We start from the raw sequence: 15,876 nt of genomic DNA, 5'->3' as shown, positions 1-15,876 counted from the left end.
GGGACGTGACGGTGGCCAGGGAGCAGGCGCTCCGCGCGGTGAAGTCGGTGAGTCGGACGGTCGGTCGGTTGACCGCGGGCTCCCGGATGGTGCCGGGATTCCTGATCGTGGGGGCGCAGCGCTGCGGCACCACCTCGCTGTTCAAGACGCTGTCGCAGCACCCCGGCGTGCTGCCGCCCGCGTACCACAAGGGCGTGCACTACTTCGACGTCGACTACCACCGGGGGATGAGCTGGTATCTCGGCCACTTCCCCACCAACGGCAAGGCGGACGCGGTGAAGGCGCAGCTCGGCGTGCGCGGGATCACCGGCGAGTCGAGCCCGTACTACATGTTCCACCCGCTGGCCGGGCAGCGGATCGCCAAGGACCTGCCGTCGGTCAAGCTGCTGGTGCTGCTGCGCGACCCGGTGGAGCGGGCCTACTCGGCGCACTCCCACGAGCTGGCCCGCGGCTACGAGACCGAGGCGGACTTCGAACGCGCGCTGGCGCTGGAGGAGCAGCGGACCGCCGGTGAGCGGGAGCGGATGACCGCCGACCCGACGTACGCCAGCGAGCACTTCCAGCACAACTCCTACCTGGCCCGGGGCCGCTACATCGAGCAGGTGGAGCGGCTGGAGGCGCTGGTCGGCCGGGACCGGCTGCACGTGATCGACAGCGATGACTTCTTCGCCGACCCGCGACCGTCCTTCGACGCGGTCTGCGACTTCCTGGAGCTGCCCCGCTGGGCGGACATCGCGTTCGGCAAGCACAACTCGCGGTCCCGTGCACCGATGTCGGCAGAGCTGCGGGCCCGGCTGGAGGACCACTTCGCCCCGTACGACGAGCGGCTGGCCACGTGGTGGGGACGCGTGCCGTCGTGGCGGCGGTGACCCGGCAGGACGCCGACGCCACGGTCGTCCTGCCGGCGGTCGGGCCGGGTCCGGGCGCGGGCGCGGGCCTGGGCGGCGCGGCCCGGCAGGGCTTCGCCAACCTGCTCGGGGTGGGGCTGGCCGCAGTGGCCGGCTTCGGTCTCAACATCGTCATCGCCCGGGGCTGGTCGGTCCGCGAGGCCGGCATGTTCTTCGCCGCCACCAGCGCCTTCATGATCGCCGCGTCGACGGCCCGGCTCGGCACCGACGTGGGCACCGTCTACTTCGTCAGCCGGCAGCGCACGCTGGACCGGCGGGACCAGATCCGCGGCACGATCCTGGCCGGTCTGCTGCCGGTGCTGGTGGTCGGCGCACTGCTGGGCGTGGCCGGCTGGCTGGCCGCCCCGGCGCTGGCCCGGGCGACCATGCCGGAGGCCGGTCCGGGCGCGGTGACCGCGCTGCGCATCCTGCTGGCGTTCGTGCCGCTGGCCGCGCTCAACGACTACGCGCTGGCCGCCTGCCGCGGCTTCGGTCAGGTGCGCCCGCTGCTGACCGTGGAGCGGCTCGGCCGCACGCTTGTGCAGTTCCTGGCCGTGGCGGTGGCCGCCTGGCTCGGGCTCTCCGCCACCGTCGCGTTGCCGCTGGCCTGGGTGGTGCCCTACCTGCTCGCCGCCGTGGTCGCGCTGGTCTGGCTGGGCCGGCTGGTCGGCCGGGCCGGCCGGCAGGTGACCCGGCCGGTCCCGGTCGGCGAGATGGTCGGGCCGTTCTGGCGGTTCACCGGCCCCCGCGCGATCAGCAGCGTGGCCGCGATCGTGGTGCAGCGGATGGACATCGTGCTGCTCAGCGCGCTGCGCGGGCCGGCGGACGCGGCGATCTACACGGCGGCGACCCGGTTCCTGGCGTTGGGTCAGCTCTCCAGCGTCGCGCTCTCCAGCTCGGTGCAGCACCGGCTGGCCGCCGCGTTCGCCCGGGACGACCGGGCCGACGCCCGGCAGCTCTACCAGGCCGCCACCGGCTGGCTGGTGCTGCTCTCCTGGCCGGCGTACCTCGTCTTCGCGGCGTTCGCCGCGCCCATGCTGTCGCTGTTCGGCGCCGGCTACGACGACGGTCGCCGGGTGGTCGTGCTGCTCGCGCTGACCATGCTGGTGGCGACCGGGTGCGGCATGGTCGACATGGTGCTCAACATGGCCGGCCGGACCGCGTGGACGTTCTACAACGCGATGGGCGGCACGGTGCTCAACGTGGTCGCCAACCTGCTGCTCATCCCGCGCTACGGCATCCTCGGCGCGGCCCTGGCCTGGACCCTCTCCATCCTGGTCACCAACCTGGTGCCGCTGACCCAGCTCTGGTGGTCGATGCGGCTGCACCCGTTCGGCGCCGGCACCCGGGCCGCGATGGCGTTGGCCGTCGCCGCGCTGGGCCTGCCGCTCGGCGTGGCCACCCTGCTCGGCGCGACGCCGCCGGTGCTCGCGCTGGTGGCGGTCGCCGGGGTGGCGGCGTACCTGGCGGGGGCGTGGCGCTGGCGGCGCACGCTGCACCTCGACGCGCTCCGGTCGCTGCGCCGGGGCCGCAACCGCGCCGGGGCGGACCCGGCGACCCGGTCCTGACCGTTCCTGCTCACCGATGGGATCTTCGATGACCAGCGACTCCCCCCTCGCCCCGCACGCCGGGCTGTCCACGGTGAAGGCCGCGAAGCTCGCCGCGGTCGGCCTGCTGGCGGACCGCAAGGAACGCCGGGACCTGGAGCGGCCGGTGGAGGCCGGCAAGCGGAAGCTCACGCTGAAGGTGGAGCGACCGATCTTCATCCTCGGCGCCCCGCGCTCCGGCACCACGTTCCTGGGTAGCTGTGTGGGGGCGCTGCCGGACGTGTCTTACCACTACGAACCGCGGCTGACCAAGGCGGTCGCCCGCTGCGTCTACGAGGGAAGCTGGACCCGGCAACGCGCCGCGCGCTACTTCCGTGGCTACTACGGCGCGCTGCTCGCCGCCGCCGGCCACGGTGGGCTGCGGTTCGCCGAGAAGGACCCGGAGAACTGTTTCATCGTGCCGTTCCTGGCCGAGGTCTTCCCGGACGCGGTCTTCCTGCACGTCTACCGGGACGGCCGGGACGTGGCCGTGTCGCACGCGGAGCAGCCCTGGTTGAACGCCGCCTCGACGGGCAGCGGGCGCAGCGGTCGCGGCGGTACGCCGTGGGGCGCCGCGCCGCGGTTCTGGGTGGAGCCGGAGCGGCGCGAGGAGTTCACCCGCGTCTCCGACCTGGGGCGGTCTGCCTGGATGTGGCGGCGCTTCACCAGCAGCGCGTTGGCCCAGCTCGCCGCGCTGCCGGCGGACCGGGTCCGGCACCTGCGTTACGAGGACGTGGTCACCCGGCCGGCCGAGGCGGCCGAGGTGGTCGCCGATTTCCTGGAGGTCGGCGACCCGGCCGGCCGGCAGGCGCTGCACGCCCGGTTCGGGCAGGCCCGGCCCGGCTCGGTGGGGCGCTGGCGGAAGCGACTGACCGAAGAGGATCTGACCGACGTGCTGGCCCAGGCCGGACCGCTGTTGACGGAACTCGGCTACCACCCGTGAGGGCGCTGGCACGGGTAGAGTGCCAGGGGTCGCCCGCCCGGCCCGGCGTGCCGTCCCGCTGACGCGGGCCCGCCCGGCAGACATGACAGTGGACCGGCGACCATCCTGGGGAGAGGTTGCGGTGGTACGACGGTTACGACGGACGATGGCGACCGTGTTCGCGTTGGCTCTCCTGGCTCCGGCGGTCGCGGCGTGCGACTCCGGGTCGGGCGACCGGGCCGGGGAGACCGCGTCGGCGGTGCCGCCGCCACCCACGGTGACGCCCCGCAAGGGCGCGGTCCAGACCACCGGGCGCGGGCCGGAGCTGCCGGACAAGGGCGCCTGGGTGGGCGCCTGGGTGAAGCCGCAGTTCCACAACGCCACCGGCCGGGCGGCGGCGTGGGACGACTTCAACCGGGCGGCGGGCGGTCAGCTCGCCATCGCGCACATGTTCCACGAGTGGAACGAGCCGTTCCCGGGTGGCACCGAGCGGGCGTTCCAGGCCCAGGGCAAGCTCCAGATGATCTCCTGGCAGGGCACCGACACCCGGTCGACGGTCAGCGGCGTCTACGACAACCTGATCCGGCAGCGGGCGCAGGACGTCAAGGCGTTCGGGGTGCCGGTGCTGCTGCGCTACCGGTGGGAGATGGACCGGCCGAACCTGGCCGCCAGCATGCACTCCCCGGAGGACTACGTCGCCGCCTGGAAGCACGTGCGCGCCATCTTCACCGAGGTCGGCGCCACGAACGCGGCCTGGACGTGGTGCCCGCACGCGGACGGGTTCGCCGAGCCGGAACGCCGGGCCGCCGACTACTACCCCGGTGACGACCAGGTCGACTGGCTCTGCACCGACGTCTACCCGAGCCCGGAGTGGAACAGCTTCAGCAACCGGATGGACCACTTCATGGCGTTCGCCAAGAAGCATCCGCGGCCGGTGGTGATCGGCGAGTTCGGGCTGACCCAGGACGGCCGGCCGGGCCAGCGGGCCGGGTGGATGCGCGAGGTCGGTCCGTACCTGAAGAAGCACCCGCAGATCAAGGCCGTGATCTATTTCGCGGCCAAGCAGACCGAGAAGCCGCTGTACGACAGCACGTTCGGCAACGACCCGGAGAGCGCGGCGGTGTTCCGCGAGCTGGCCACCGATCCGTACTTCAATCCGCCGATGCCGGATCTCAGCGCCTCCGGTGCGCCATCTCCCGCACGCACAGAGTGATCTTCACTCGTCTTTTCGTTCGGCTCGGGTCGATTGTTGTGTCAAAAAGGCCGGTCCCGGGTGGACGGGCGGCAGGCGAATGCGAGAAGGTATTGCTCTCACGTCTGCGGTCGGCCGTGCGACGCCACACCTCGCGTCGGCACCGGCCACGATCGCAGCGCCTCCGACGTTCCCCCGGAGCAGCCTGTGCCTTCCTCGATCCTGAGACACCGATCGGTGTCCGCCTTCGGTGCTGCCGTGCTCGGCATCGCCACCCTGTTCACACCGGTGCCGGCACTCGCCGCACCGGCGGCCACGGTCGCGCCCGACCACAGCACGCTGGTCGGCGAGGTGCCCTCGGACAAGACGCCGAACATCAACGACGGCAACGTCGTGGCCATCCACGACGCCGGCACGAAGGTGATCGTGGGTGGCTCGTTCACCAACGCGCAGAACCGCGGCTCCTCACCCACCCCGGTCGACCGCCGGGGCCTGCTCGCCTTCGACAAGGCGACCGGCAAGATCGACAACGCGTTCGCGCCGGTGCTCGACGGTGACGTCACCGCGATCATCGCCGGCCCGACCGCGGGCACGGTCTACGTCGCCGGCACGTTCAACAAGGTCGGCGACAAGAACTTCCGCAAGCTCGCGCTGCTGAACGTCGCGGACGGCACCCCGGTCGACGGCTTCAAGGGCCCGGCGTTCAACGGCACGGTCAACGACATCGCGCTGATCGACGGCCACCTGCTGGTCGGCGGCATCTTCAGCACGGTCACCGCGACCACCAACCGGAACGGGCTCGCCTCGCTGAACCCGACCACCGGCGCGGTGGACGACTACCTGACCGTGTCGCTGACCGAGCACCACAACTGGACGCCGACGAACGGTGGCGCCTCGGCCGGCGTCGGCGTCGAGAAGCTGACCGTCTCGCCGGACGGCAAGCACCTCGTGGTGATCGGCAACTTCAAGAAGGCCGACGGCGCGGTGCACGACCAGATCGTGCGGATCAACCTGGGCACCGGCTCGGCCACCGTCGCCGACTGGAACACCGACGACTACTCGGGCGCCTGCAAGTACAGCGCGTTCGACTCGTGGGTCCGGGACGCGCAGTTCTCCCCCGACGGCAAGTACTTCGTGGTGGTCACCACCGGCGCGTCGTACCCGGGCACGCTCTGCGACTCGGCGGCCCGCTGGGAGACCGACGCCACCGGCGCCGGCCAGAAGCCCACCTGGACGAACTTCAGCGGCGGCGACACGTTCCTCTCCGTCGGCATCAGCGAGAAGGCCATCTACGTCGGCGGCCACTTCCGCTGGTCGAACAACCCGCTCGCCCGCGACAAGGCCGGCCCGGGCGCGGTGCCGCGGGCCAGCATCGCGGCCCTCGACCCGGCCAGCGGGCTGCCGCTGGCCTGGAACCCGGGCCGCAACCCGCGCGGCTACGGCGTCACCGAGATGCTGGTCACCCCGCAGGGCCTCTGGCTCGGCAGCGACCAGGACTACATCGGCAACTTCGAGTACCAGCGGAAGAAGATCGCCTTCTTCCCGCTGGACGGTGGCAGCACCCCGCACTCGACCAGCACCAAGGGCCTGCCGGGCGACGTCTACCAGGCCGGCCGCGCGGCGCAGACCGAGGTCCTCTACCGGGTCAACGCGGGTGGCCCGGCCATCCCGGCGACCGACGGCGGGCCGGACTGGGCCGCCGACACCGACACCGCGCCCAGCCCGTACCACAACAGCGGCAACAGCGCGAAGGCGTACCCGACCAACGCGACGTTCGACGCCACGGTGCCGGCCAGCACCCCGGCGACGCTGTTCAACACCGAGCGGTGGGACCAGTCGACCGCGCCGGACATGCAGTGGGACATCCCGGTCGCGGCCGGCACCCGGGTGGACGTCCGGCTCTACCTGGCCAACCGTTACGCCGGCACCGCCACGGCGGGCAAGCGCAAGTTCGACGTCAGCGTCGACGGCGTGCTCAAGCTGAACGACTTCGACCCGGTGGCGGCCGCCGGCGGCACCGACCGCGGCACCATGCAGTCCGTCTCCGTGGTCAGCGACGGCGTGGTCGACATCGACTTCGGTCGGGTCCTGGAGAACCCGCTGGTCCAGGGCATCGAGGTCGTCAAGACCGCGCCGACGCCCGACGCGTCGGACGTGCTCTACCGGGTCAACGCCGGTGGCGACCAGCTCGCCGCGCCGAGCGGCCCGGCCTGGGCCGCCGACACGCTGGCCGCGCCGAGCGCCCTGCACAACGCGGGCAACACGGTGACGACGTACACCACCGACGCGACGGTCGACGGCACCGTGCCGGCCGGCACGCCGGCCCAGCTCTTCAGCAGCGAGCGGTGGGACGAGTCGCCCGCGCCGGACATGCAGTGGGACTTCCCGGTCCCGGCCGGCACGCCGGTGCAGGTGCGGCTCTACCTCGCCAACCGCTGGTCGGGCACCGCCACCGCCGGCAAGCGCAAGTTCAACGTCAGCATCGACGGCGTGCAGAAGCTGAGCAACTTCGACCCGATCGCCGCGATCGGCGCCACCAACAAGGGCACCATGCGGGCGTTCGCGGTCACCAGCGACGGCAACATCGACGTCGACTTCGGTCGGGTCCTGGAGAACCCGCTGGTGCAGGGCATCGAGGTCGTCAAGCTGCCGCCGGTGCCGCCGGCCACCACCGTCGACAGCATCACCAAGCGGTCGTACGACGGCGCGACCGGCGTCGGCAACGCGATGTCGGTGCCGAACCCGGACAACACCCGCTGGTCGACCGTCAAGGGCGCGTTCTGGGTCGGCGGTGACCTGTTCTACGGCGTCGGCGGCGACCTCTACAAGCGCTCGTTCGACGGCACCGAGTTCGGCACCCCGAAGAAGCTCGACCCGTACCACGACGAGAAGTGGGACCAGGTCGTCACCGGCTCCGCGCCGGAGGGCCAGACGTACGCGGGCATGACCACCAACTTCGCCGCCGAACTGCCCAACGTGACCGCGATGTTCTACAAGAGCGGTCGGATCTACTACGCGCTGGCCGGCCAGGCCACGCTGTTCTCGCGGCAGTTCACGCCGGACACCGGCACGGTCGGCGCGGAGCGGACCACGATCACCGGGACCACCGCGTTCGCGGACGCGGGCGGCCTGTTCCTGGACGGCGACAAGCTCTACGTCGTCTCCCGGAGCACCGGCACCCTGTCCTCGATGGACTGGGCGGACGGCGTGCCGACCGGTTCCGCCACCACCCGCAGCGGTCCCGCCGTCGACGACGTGGACTGGCGGGGCACGGCGGTCTTCGTCGGTCCCTGACGTTCACCTCGCACGACGCGATGGCCCGGCCGGTATCGGCCGGGCCATCGCCCGTGTAAGGCGGGGCCCCCGCTTAACGCCTGCGGTAGAGGAAGGCGCCCCGCTTGACACCACATCGCCGGGAGCGGCGCGGATGGCTACTGTCGGAGCGTGCCCACCGACCCCCTCCGCCGTGCCGGCGCGCTGATCGTCGACGACGACGGCCGCATCTTCGTCCAGCGTCGCTCGCCCCAGCGGCGTCTCTTCCCCAACTGCTGGGACATCGCCGGCGGCCACCTCGAGCCGGGCGAGGAGATCGACGACGCGCTGCGCCGGGAGGTCGCCGAGGAGACCGGCTGGGCGGTGTCGCACGTGCTCGGCCTGGTCGGCGAGTACCGCTACACCGGCGACGACGGGCTGGACCGGGTGGAGACCGACTTCCTGGTCCGGGTGGACGGCGACCTGAGCCGGCCGCGCCTGGAGCCGACCGAGCACACCGAGTTCCGCTGGCTGGCGGAGCGGGACATCGCCCTGCTGGACGAGCACCGGGACGTCAACGACGGGCTGCTCCGGCGGATCGTGGCGGACGGCTTCGCGGCGCTGCGGTCGATCGGGCTGTAAGGCGATCATGGCCTGAACCACGGCCGCCGGGCCGCCGACGATATCCTCACCTCGTGGAATCCGGTCGAGAAGAGGAGCGTGTCGGCATGATCGGGATGGTGCTCGCCGCGGGTGCGGGGCGCCGGCTGCGGCCGTACACGGACACCCTGCCCAAGGCCCTGGTGCCGGTCGACGGGGAGGTCACCATCCTCGACATCGCGCTGCGCAACCTCGCCGCGGTGGGGCTGACCGAGGTCGTCATCGTGGTCGGCTACGCGGCCGACGCGGTCCGGCAGCGGCAGGCCGAGCTGGCCGGGAAGTACGGCGTCACGATCACACTCGTCGACAACGACAAGGCCGAGGAGTGGAACAACGCGTACTCGCTCTGGCTGGCCCGGGAGCACTTCTCCCGGGGGGTGCTGCTGGTCAACGGCGACACCGTGCACCCGGTGAGCGTGGAGAAGACGCTGCTGGCCGAGCGCGGCCCGGGCATCCTGCTGGCCGTCGACACGCTCAAGCCGCTGGCCGAGGAGGAGATGAAGACCACCTTCGACGCGGCCGGCCAGCTCACCCGGATCACCAAGCTGATGGACCCGGGCGAGGCGTACGGCGAGTACATCGGCGCGACGCTTATCGAGCCGCAGGTGGCCGACGCGCTCGCCGACGCGCTGGAGGCGACCTGGCGGCGCGACCCGAACCTCTACTACGAGGACGGCTACCAGGAGTTCGCCGACCGGGGCGGCGAGGTGCGGGCGGCGCCGATCGGTGACGTCTCCTGGGTCGAGGTCGACAACCACGAGGATCTGGCCCGGGCGCGGGAGATCGCGTGCCGCTACTAGCCCGTAGCGTCCTCACCCCGCTGCACATCGACGTGCGGCGGGGCGCGGTGGCGGACCTGGCGGCGATCCTCTCCGACGGCCGGATCTCGGCCGGCGGCGACGTCGCCGTGGTGGTCGGGCCGGGGCAGGGCGAGAAGATCGCCGAGCTGATCCGGCCGTCGCTGCGGTCGGCGGACGTGTTCACCGTGGCCGGGGGCACCCTCGACGCCGCCGACGAGCTGGGCGGCAAGCTGCGCGCCCGGTCGTACGACGCGGTGGTCGGCATCGGCGGCGGCAAGACCATCGACGTGGCGAAGTACGCGGCCACCCGGCGTGGGCTGCCGATGGTGACGGTGGCGACCGCGCTCGCAAACGACGGCATCGCCTCCCCGGTGGCCAGCCTGATCACCGAGGGTTTGAAGGGCTCCTACGGGGTGCACATCCCGATCGCGGTGATCGTCGACCTCGACTTCGTGGAGGCCGGGCCGGAGCGGCACAACCGCGCCGGCATCGGCGACGTGGTCAGCAACATCAGCGCGCTGGCCGACTGGGAGCTGGCCCGGCGGGTACGCGGCGAGCCGGTCGACGGGCTGGCCGCCTCGCTGGCCCGCGCCGGCGCGGAGGCGGTGCTGAACCATCCGGGCGACATGACCGACGACGCGTTCGTCACGGTGCTGGCCGAGGCGTTGATCTCCAGCGGCCTGGCGATGGCGGTCTGCGGCACCAGTCGCCCGTCCAGTGGCGGCTGCCACGAGATCATGCACGCGATCGACGCGCTCTTCCCGGGCACCGCCTCGCACGGTGAGCTGGCCGGGCTCGGCGCGTTGTTCTGCACGTTCCTGCGTGGCGACGAGCGCCGGTTCGCGGAGATGTCCGCCTGCCTGGCCCGGCACGGGCTGCCCCGGCTGCCGTCCGAGGTGGGGTTGACCGACCACCAGTTCGTCGAGGCGGTGCAGTTCGCGCCGGCGACCCGGCCGGACCGCTACACCATCCTCGAACACCTGACGATGTCCGCTTCCGAGACCCGGGAGCGGCTGGCAGACTACGCCGGTGCCCTCCGCGACCACCTTGGCTGAGCCCCGTCCCACCGTTGCCGACTTCCACCGGGTCAACCGGGGAGGCGGCCTGTTCAGCGAGTCGATCAGCCAGTGGATCGGGGCGGCGTTCGCGCTCGTCGCCCAGCGGCTGGGGCTGCGCCCGACCGCGCTGACGCTGGCCAACCTGGTGCTGGGGCTGGCCGCCTCGGTGACAGTGGTCGCGCTCGCCGACGACGTGGCCGCCGGCACCGTTCCCGCCTGGGTGGTCGGCCTGGTCGCGCTGGTCGGCTGGCAGATCGCGTACGCGTTGGACTGCGCCGACGGGCAGCTCGCGAGGGTGACCGGTCAGGGCAGCGCGGCCGGCGCCCGGGTCGACGTGCTCTGCGACGTGGCCGCCCAGATCGCGCTGGTGGCCGCGTTGTCCGCCACGGCTGTGGCACAGCGCCCGGCCACGCCGGTCTGGCTGGTGGCGGTGTTCGCCGGCACCTGGATGGTCAACCTGGTGACCTCGGTGATGCAGTCCGGCCCGAACGCGGCCAGCATGGTCACCTCGACCTCGTTCCCGGTGCGCGTGGTGAAGCTGGTCCGCGACTACGGCGCGGTGATCTTCCTGGCCGGACTGGTGCTGGTGTTCGCGCCCGCGCTGGCGTTCTGGGTGGTGGTGGCGTTCACCGTGGTCAACGGCGGTTTCCTGCTCGCCAGCATCGCCTTCTCCGCCCGCGCCGCGTGGTAAGGAAGGGCCCCCTGTTAACGCCTCCTGTATAGGCGGGGCCCCTTCTTAACGCGACTCGGCCGTGGCGCACTCCGCACGCGCGATCTTGCAGTTGCGGACCAGGCAAAAAGGATGAGACGCCCTTCTGGAGGGCCGAAAGCGCAAGATCGGCGCGAGCGGACTGGATCAGCTCTCTGGCGGTGGCGGTTCGTCCGCTCCCCGCGCCTTCCATGGCTGATGCTCGGTGATCCAGGCTTCGACGTCATCCACCAGCCAGACCGCCCCGCCGGCCAACCGGTCGAACGGCTCTGGGAAATCAGGTCGGCTGGTGAGCTGGACGATGCGGACGCGCGAGACGCCCAAGCGCTCTTGAAGCTCCGCGCTCCCATACAGCTTTCGCCGCCAGCCCATGAACGAAGCATCCTGAGCCGGCCCTCTTCCGAACTAGTAAGCCCCTCACTGTCAGCCGAAGGTGCTTTCCGGCAGCAGCAAGAAAAGCGCGTGTCGACCCCCTCAAGAACCTGACAGGGGGTTTGGATATGGAGACCCTAGATGAGTCCCACGTTGGGTTATGAGCCCGCCACGCCACCGAATCGCCGTCGCCGAGCCTGCCTGTAGAGGTGGGTACGGCAGGGGACAACGAAACACCCAATCGCCCAGGTCACTCGCCGGGCACAACGGGTACCGCTGGTGGCGCTTGATCAAGAAGTACCCGGCGGCTCGGGCAGGGGCGGTTGCCGCTTCGCGTGGCGGTCCACGCCGAGCAGGAAGCCACAACATTCCGGGAGGCCCCATTGCACGGCATTCGACGGACCCGACGCGCCCTGGTCTGCTGCGCAGGCTCTGGCCGATCACGCGTCGCGTGAACCCGCTCGACCGCCTCGCCCCGCCGAGGAGCCGTCCGAGTCGGGCAGGCGCATACCGGGCCGTCGGCGTGGCCCGGGTTTCCGTACCTGCGGGAACGGCCGTTGCTGACGCTCGCCGGGGAGTATCGGGCGGGGTGCTGGTCGTGACGGGGCGACGGAAGTCCGGGACCGAGGACCGGGGCGAGCAGATCCAGGCGGCGGAACGGGAGGCCGCCCGGCAGCGACTTCTCGCCCAGGCCGAGGCGGAGCGGATACCGGCCGAGGAGTCCACCCGGGCGGTGCCGGACCGGCGGTGGCAGCGTGAACAGCAGTGAGCTGCTGCCGGTCGGCCGGCACGTGGCGTATTGGCGGGTGCGGCGCAAGCTGTCGCAACAGGTGTTCGCCGATCGGCTCGGTCGGTCGAAGTCCTGGGTCGACAAGGTCGAGCGCGGTGTCCGGTCCCTCGACAGGGTGTCGACGCTGCGGGACATCGCCGCCGTTCTGCGGATCGACACCGCCGTGCTGCTCGGTCGGGACGCTCAACCCGCTGAGACTGCCGGGCAGGCCGAGGGCGTGGATCGGATCCGGGCGGCGCTGTCGGCGTACGAGATGGCTTTGGCCCGGCCGACCGCCCACGGCACGGCGTTGCCGGCGGACCGGTTGGCCCGGGACGTCGAGCACGCCTGGATGCTGTTTCAGCATGCCCGGTATCTGCAGGTGATCGCCGCCGCGCCGGGCCTGCTGGCCGGCGTGCAGCGTCTCGCCGCCGACGGGTGGGGGCGCCCGCTGCTGGTGAAGGCGTACCGGCTCACCGCGTCGCTGCTGGTGAAGCTCGGCGAGACCGAGTTGGGCTGGCTGGCCGCTGACCGGGCCATGGCTGCCGCGACCGGCGAACCCCTGTTGGTGGCCGCCGTTGCGGTGCAGCTCGGCCAGGTGTTCCGCGCGTCGGGGCGGGCGCGGGAGGCGCAGTCAGCCACGTTGGCCGCCGCATACCGGATCGCCTCGGCGGACGGTTCTCCCGGCGCGCTGTCGCTGTGCGGGACCTTGCTGGTGCAGGCCGCGCTGGCGGCGGCCCGCCGGGGCGACGGACGGACCGCCGCTGACCTGATCGACGAAGCCGCCGGCATGGCCGCCCGGGTCGGCGAGGGCCACGACCACCACCGGACCGCGTTCGGGCCGACGGCGGTCGACCTGGCCCGGGGTGCCGCCGCGCTCGACCTGGGCGACGCGAGCGGGGCGGTCGCCTGGCACGAGAAGACGGTCGTACGGGACGCCTGGCGGTGGCTACCGGTGGAACACCGCGCGGCGCACCTGGTCGACGCGGCCCGCGCCTACCTTCGGGCCGACGACCCGGCCCGCGCCGGACGGGTGCTGGCCGACGCCGATCGGATGGCACCCGCACAGGTACGACAGCGGCCAGCCGCTCGGGAGGTGCTCGCCCAGGTGGCCCGCGACCCGCGTGCCCCGGCCTCGATCATCCAACTCGCCGCCACCCTCGGGGTGAGTTGAACATGACCGGGTCGTTTCTGTCGGTGACACAGATCCGTTGCTTAGTCGGTGCCCGGAGCCGCGACCGGCAAGCCCACCGAGCCTGCGATGTCCGCCATTCGCTTGTCGTAGGTGACCAGCACGTCAAGCGCGTCACCGAGAGCCTGGGCACTCGCCACGTGCAGCGCGTCCAGCGTCCGGATTCCGGAAGGGAGGGCGGCTGCGGAATCCCGGACCTCCTCGGTCAACAGGATCTCGGTGAAGTTTCGCGCCAACATGGCCATGGCGTCCGGATAGTCGCCGATCCGGTCGAGGGTGCGCACCGTCTCGACGAATCCAACGGAGCTGGTTCCCATCGGCATACCCGCCCGGCTTGCCAGGAAGTCCTGCAGCTCTGTGACGTATGTGCGACCGGCGAGCAGTGTGATCAAGGCGGACGAGTCCAGGTAGATCACCGCTCATCCTCCTCGCGGTCGGCGAGTAACAGATCAAGGGGTGACACGCCGGGCGGCGCATCGTAGTGGGGAAGCCGGTCGATGTCGCTCGTGGTGGTCGCCTTGAGGCGGATCACTCCCTTGGCCACCAGGTTGGCGTATCTACCGAGCGTCCCCGAACCCGGCAGCAGCACGGCGATCACGCTGCCGTGCCGCGTAACTTCGATCGTCTCGCCCTGTTCCACCCGGGCGAACATCGCACTCGGATTGTAGGAGAACTCGCGCACGGACACGGTGCTCACGCCACACCACCTCCTTGTGCCAACAACGCCGCGATTGTACCTACAAGCTGACCTGTCGGGCGGGATCATCCGATGAGTTCGGCACGACGCGCTACCGGCGGGCGGCAGCGGTGCGGCGCTGGCGTGCCGACTCGTAGAGGAGGACGGTCGCGGCGGCCGCCGCGTTCAGGGAGCTGGCGGCTCCGGACATCGGGATCCGGACGAGCTGGTCGCAGGCCGCCCGCCAGCCGACGCTGAGGCCGGTGGTCTCGTTGCCGATGAGGGTCAGCGTGGGTCGCGTGAAGTCGTGCTCGGCGGCATCCAGTGCGCCGTGCTCGTCGGCACCCACCACGCCGATGCCGACACCGGCGGCGCGCACGTCGGCCACCCAGGACAGCACGGCCTGGTGTGCGGGCACCCGGACCACGGGCAGCGCGAACAGCGAACCGGTGCTCGCCCGCACCGCCTTCGGGTCGTACACGTCGGCGGCATGGCCGGTGACGATGACGCCGGACGCGCCGAGGGCGTCCGCGGACCGGATGACCGTTCCGATGTTGCCGGGGCTGGTGGGCCGGTCGAACACGACGACGTTCATGGTCGGCCCGGCCGGGATACGGCACAGGTCGTCCTCGCGTGTCGCGACCACTGCCAGCAGCTCCGGTGCCGTGTCCACCTTGCCGCCCAGCTCGTGCATCAGTTCCCGGGAGACGGCGAACCGCTCGGCCCGGACGGTGTCCAGGGTCCTGCGGGCCCAGCCGGACATCTGGGTGTCGGCGTCGTAGAGCAGCTCCCGGACCTGCCAGCCGTGTTCGACGGCCATGGCGATCGGGCGTACGCCCTGCACGAGGAACTCGCCGCGACGCTGCCGCTTGGCCCGGTTGCGGAGCAGCGCCTCCCACTGCTGGAACCGGGCGTTGCGGCCACTCACCCGCACCTCAGCGACTCCCTCGCGGGGCGAGGTCCGGGGTGTCCCGCCCGAGTCCCCGGCGAATCGCGATCTCCACGGCCGAGTACGCGCCGTCGGCCCGGTCCAGTTCGTACGGCGTGGCCGGCATCAGCGGCGGCTGGGCCATGAAGCGCGGTCGCGTCCCGTGGTGCGGTTGTGCCGCGTGCACCAGGAAAGGATGGCACAGGAAGACGTCGCCCGGGGACCCGGTGGCGAGGGCGAGTGGCCGGTGGTCGGAGGCCGCCACCAACTCGGGCGCGAGGTCCAGCCCGCTCGCCCCGTCCTCCCCGTACTTCTCCAGCACCTTCGGCACGTCGAGGTGTGAGCCGACCCGGATCCGGGTCGGGGCGTCCCCCGCACCGACCTCGCTGAACAGGAACAACATCAGCAGCGCCCGGTCCCGGGAGCGAACGTTCGTGAAGTACCAGTTCGCGCCCTCCGGCAGATAGCTGCCCTCGATGTGCCAGCCCGCGTCGTCCGGCTCGTCCGCGTGCGGGAAGCGCAACGGGAACGTGCCCAGCGAGTAACGCGGCTCCCACCGTCCCGCGCCGACGAGCAGGTCGTACGCGTGGTGGAGGAACGGCGAATTGGGCGCGGCGGCGAACGGCCCCTGCGCCATGCCGGGCACCCAGTGCACGGGCTGCGTCCAGGTGGCCGGGTCGTCCGGGTCGCAGCCCGTCTGCCGCCACAGCAGCCGCGCGCAGTCCGCGGCCACGCGCGGTGCGACGGCCCCCGCCAGCTTCACGAAGCCGTCGCGAAGGAACCGGGATACCAGTGTCTCGTCGTCCATGCCTCCCATCGTGTGGTGGCACCGGTCCCGGTCACCCGACACTTCCCGCGCCGCGTCGGTCGGGT

At 71.8% G+C, this 15,876-nt stretch carries 16 protein-coding genes; 11 read left to right on the top strand and 5 right to left on the bottom strand.

From position 1 onward, the window contains the following. Window positions 1-5: 5 nt before the first annotated feature. The 9 genes from TPA0908_RS02060 (at window position 6) to TPA0908_RS02020 (ending at window position 11,048) form a co-directional block, all read left to right on the top strand. Window positions 6-869, top strand: a complete 864-nt coding sequence (locus TPA0908_RS02060; RefSeq protein ID WP_281934116.1) for a sulfotransferase domain-containing protein — start codon at window positions 6-8, stop codon at window positions 867-869. Continuing rightward, window positions 836-2,455, top strand: a complete 1,620-nt coding sequence (locus tag TPA0908_RS02055) for an MATE family efflux transporter (protein WP_281934114.1) — start codon at window positions 836-838, stop codon at window positions 2,453-2,455. Before TPA0908_RS02060 ends, TPA0908_RS02055 begins: the two co-directional genes overlap by 34 nt. A 28-nt stretch (window positions 2,456-2,483) precedes the next feature. Continuing rightward, window positions 2,484-3,416 carry a sulfotransferase family protein gene (locus TPA0908_RS02050; RefSeq protein ID WP_281934112.1) on the top strand — a complete coding sequence of 311 codons (933 nt, stop codon included), beginning with the start codon at window positions 2,484-2,486 and terminating at the stop codon, window positions 3,414-3,416. Between the two features lie 145 nt (window positions 3,417-3,561). Then, window positions 3,562-4,608, top strand: coding sequence for a glycoside hydrolase family 26 protein (locus TPA0908_RS02045; protein WP_281934111.1), 1,047 nt, complete (start codon window positions 3,562-3,564; stop codon window positions 4,606-4,608). Window positions 4,609-4,824: 216 nt separating this feature from the next. Continuing rightward, window positions 4,825-7,881 carry a malectin domain-containing carbohydrate-binding protein gene (locus TPA0908_RS02040; RefSeq protein WP_281934110.1) on the top strand — a complete coding sequence of 1,019 codons (3,057 nt, stop codon included), beginning with the start codon at window positions 4,825-4,827 and terminating at the stop codon, window positions 7,879-7,881. Between the two features lie 150 nt (window positions 7,882-8,031). Further along, the gene (locus TPA0908_RS02035) at window positions 8,032-8,481 is read left to right on the top strand and encodes an NUDIX domain-containing protein (protein WP_281934108.1); all 450 of its coding nucleotides are present in this window, start codon (window positions 8,032-8,034) and stop codon (window positions 8,479-8,481) included. An 86-nt stretch (window positions 8,482-8,567) separates the two neighbouring features. After that, entirely contained in the window at window positions 8,568-9,299 is a 732-nt protein-coding gene (locus TPA0908_RS02030) for a phosphocholine cytidylyltransferase family protein (protein WP_281934106.1), read from the top strand. Next, the gene (locus tag TPA0908_RS02025) at window positions 9,287-10,354 is read left to right on the top strand and encodes an iron-containing alcohol dehydrogenase family protein (RefSeq protein ID WP_281934104.1); all 1,068 of its coding nucleotides are present in this window, start codon (window positions 9,287-9,289) and stop codon (window positions 10,352-10,354) included. The genes TPA0908_RS02030 and TPA0908_RS02025 overlap by 13 nt, the downstream gene beginning before the upstream one ends. After that, window positions 10,329-11,048, top strand: coding sequence for a CDP-alcohol phosphatidyltransferase family protein (locus TPA0908_RS02020; protein WP_281934102.1), 720 nt, complete (start codon window positions 10,329-10,331; stop codon window positions 11,046-11,048). The genes TPA0908_RS02025 and TPA0908_RS02020 overlap by 26 nt, the downstream gene beginning before the upstream one ends. 165 nt (window positions 11,049-11,213) lie before the next feature. Here TPA0908_RS02020 and TPA0908_RS02015 read toward each other — a convergent pair whose 3' ends face one another. Further along, the gene (locus TPA0908_RS02015; protein ID WP_281934100.1) at window positions 11,214-11,438 is read right to left on the bottom strand and encodes a helix-turn-helix transcriptional regulator; all 225 of its coding nucleotides are present in this window, start codon (window positions 11,436-11,438) and stop codon (window positions 11,214-11,216) included. A gap of 598 nt (window positions 11,439-12,036) precedes the next feature. Here TPA0908_RS02015 and TPA0908_RS02010 point away from each other — a divergent pair. Both TPA0908_RS02010 and TPA0908_RS02005 read left to right on the top strand, forming a co-directional pair. Continuing rightward, window positions 12,037-12,207, top strand: coding sequence for a hypothetical protein (locus tag TPA0908_RS02010; protein ID WP_281934098.1), 171 nt, complete (start codon window positions 12,037-12,039; stop codon window positions 12,205-12,207). Beyond that, entirely contained in the window at window positions 12,194-13,381 is a 1,188-nt protein-coding gene (locus tag TPA0908_RS02005) for a helix-turn-helix domain-containing protein (RefSeq protein ID WP_281934096.1), read from the top strand. The genes TPA0908_RS02010 and TPA0908_RS02005 overlap by 14 nt, the downstream gene beginning before the upstream one ends. 41 nt (window positions 13,382-13,422) lie before the next feature. Here the strand turns inward: TPA0908_RS02005 and TPA0908_RS02000 are convergent, their stop codons facing one another. The 4 genes from TPA0908_RS02000 to TPA0908_RS01985 form a co-directional block, all read right to left on the bottom strand. Further along, window positions 13,423-13,815, bottom strand: coding sequence for a type II toxin-antitoxin system VapC family toxin (locus tag TPA0908_RS02000; protein ID WP_281934094.1), 393 nt, complete (start codon window positions 13,813-13,815; stop codon window positions 13,423-13,425). After that, window positions 13,812-14,096 carry a type II toxin-antitoxin system Phd/YefM family antitoxin gene (locus TPA0908_RS01995; RefSeq protein WP_281934093.1) on the bottom strand — a complete coding sequence of 95 codons (285 nt, stop codon included), beginning with the start codon at window positions 14,094-14,096 and terminating at the stop codon, window positions 13,812-13,814. Before TPA0908_RS01995 ends, TPA0908_RS02000 begins: the two co-directional genes overlap by 4 nt. Window positions 14,097-14,187: 91 nt before the next feature. Then, window positions 14,188-15,009 carry a TrmH family RNA methyltransferase gene (locus TPA0908_RS01990; protein WP_281934092.1) on the bottom strand — a complete coding sequence of 274 codons (822 nt, stop codon included), beginning with the start codon at window positions 15,007-15,009 and terminating at the stop codon, window positions 14,188-14,190. Window position 15,010: 1 nt separating this feature from the next. Next, window positions 15,011-15,811 (bottom strand): phytanoyl-CoA dioxygenase family protein, encoded by an 801-nt coding sequence (locus tag TPA0908_RS01985; RefSeq protein ID WP_281934090.1) that lies wholly within the window; start codon window positions 15,809-15,811, stop codon window positions 15,011-15,013. Window positions 15,812-15,876: the final 65 nt, after the last annotated feature.

This window comes from Micromonospora sp. AKA38 (assembly GCF_027925725.1).
Taxonomy (GTDB): domain Bacteria; phylum Actinomycetota; class Actinomycetes; order Mycobacteriales; family Micromonosporaceae; genus Micromonospora.
Note: the sequence above shows the minus strand (reverse complement) of the source record. Positions and strands in the feature narration are given on the sequence as shown.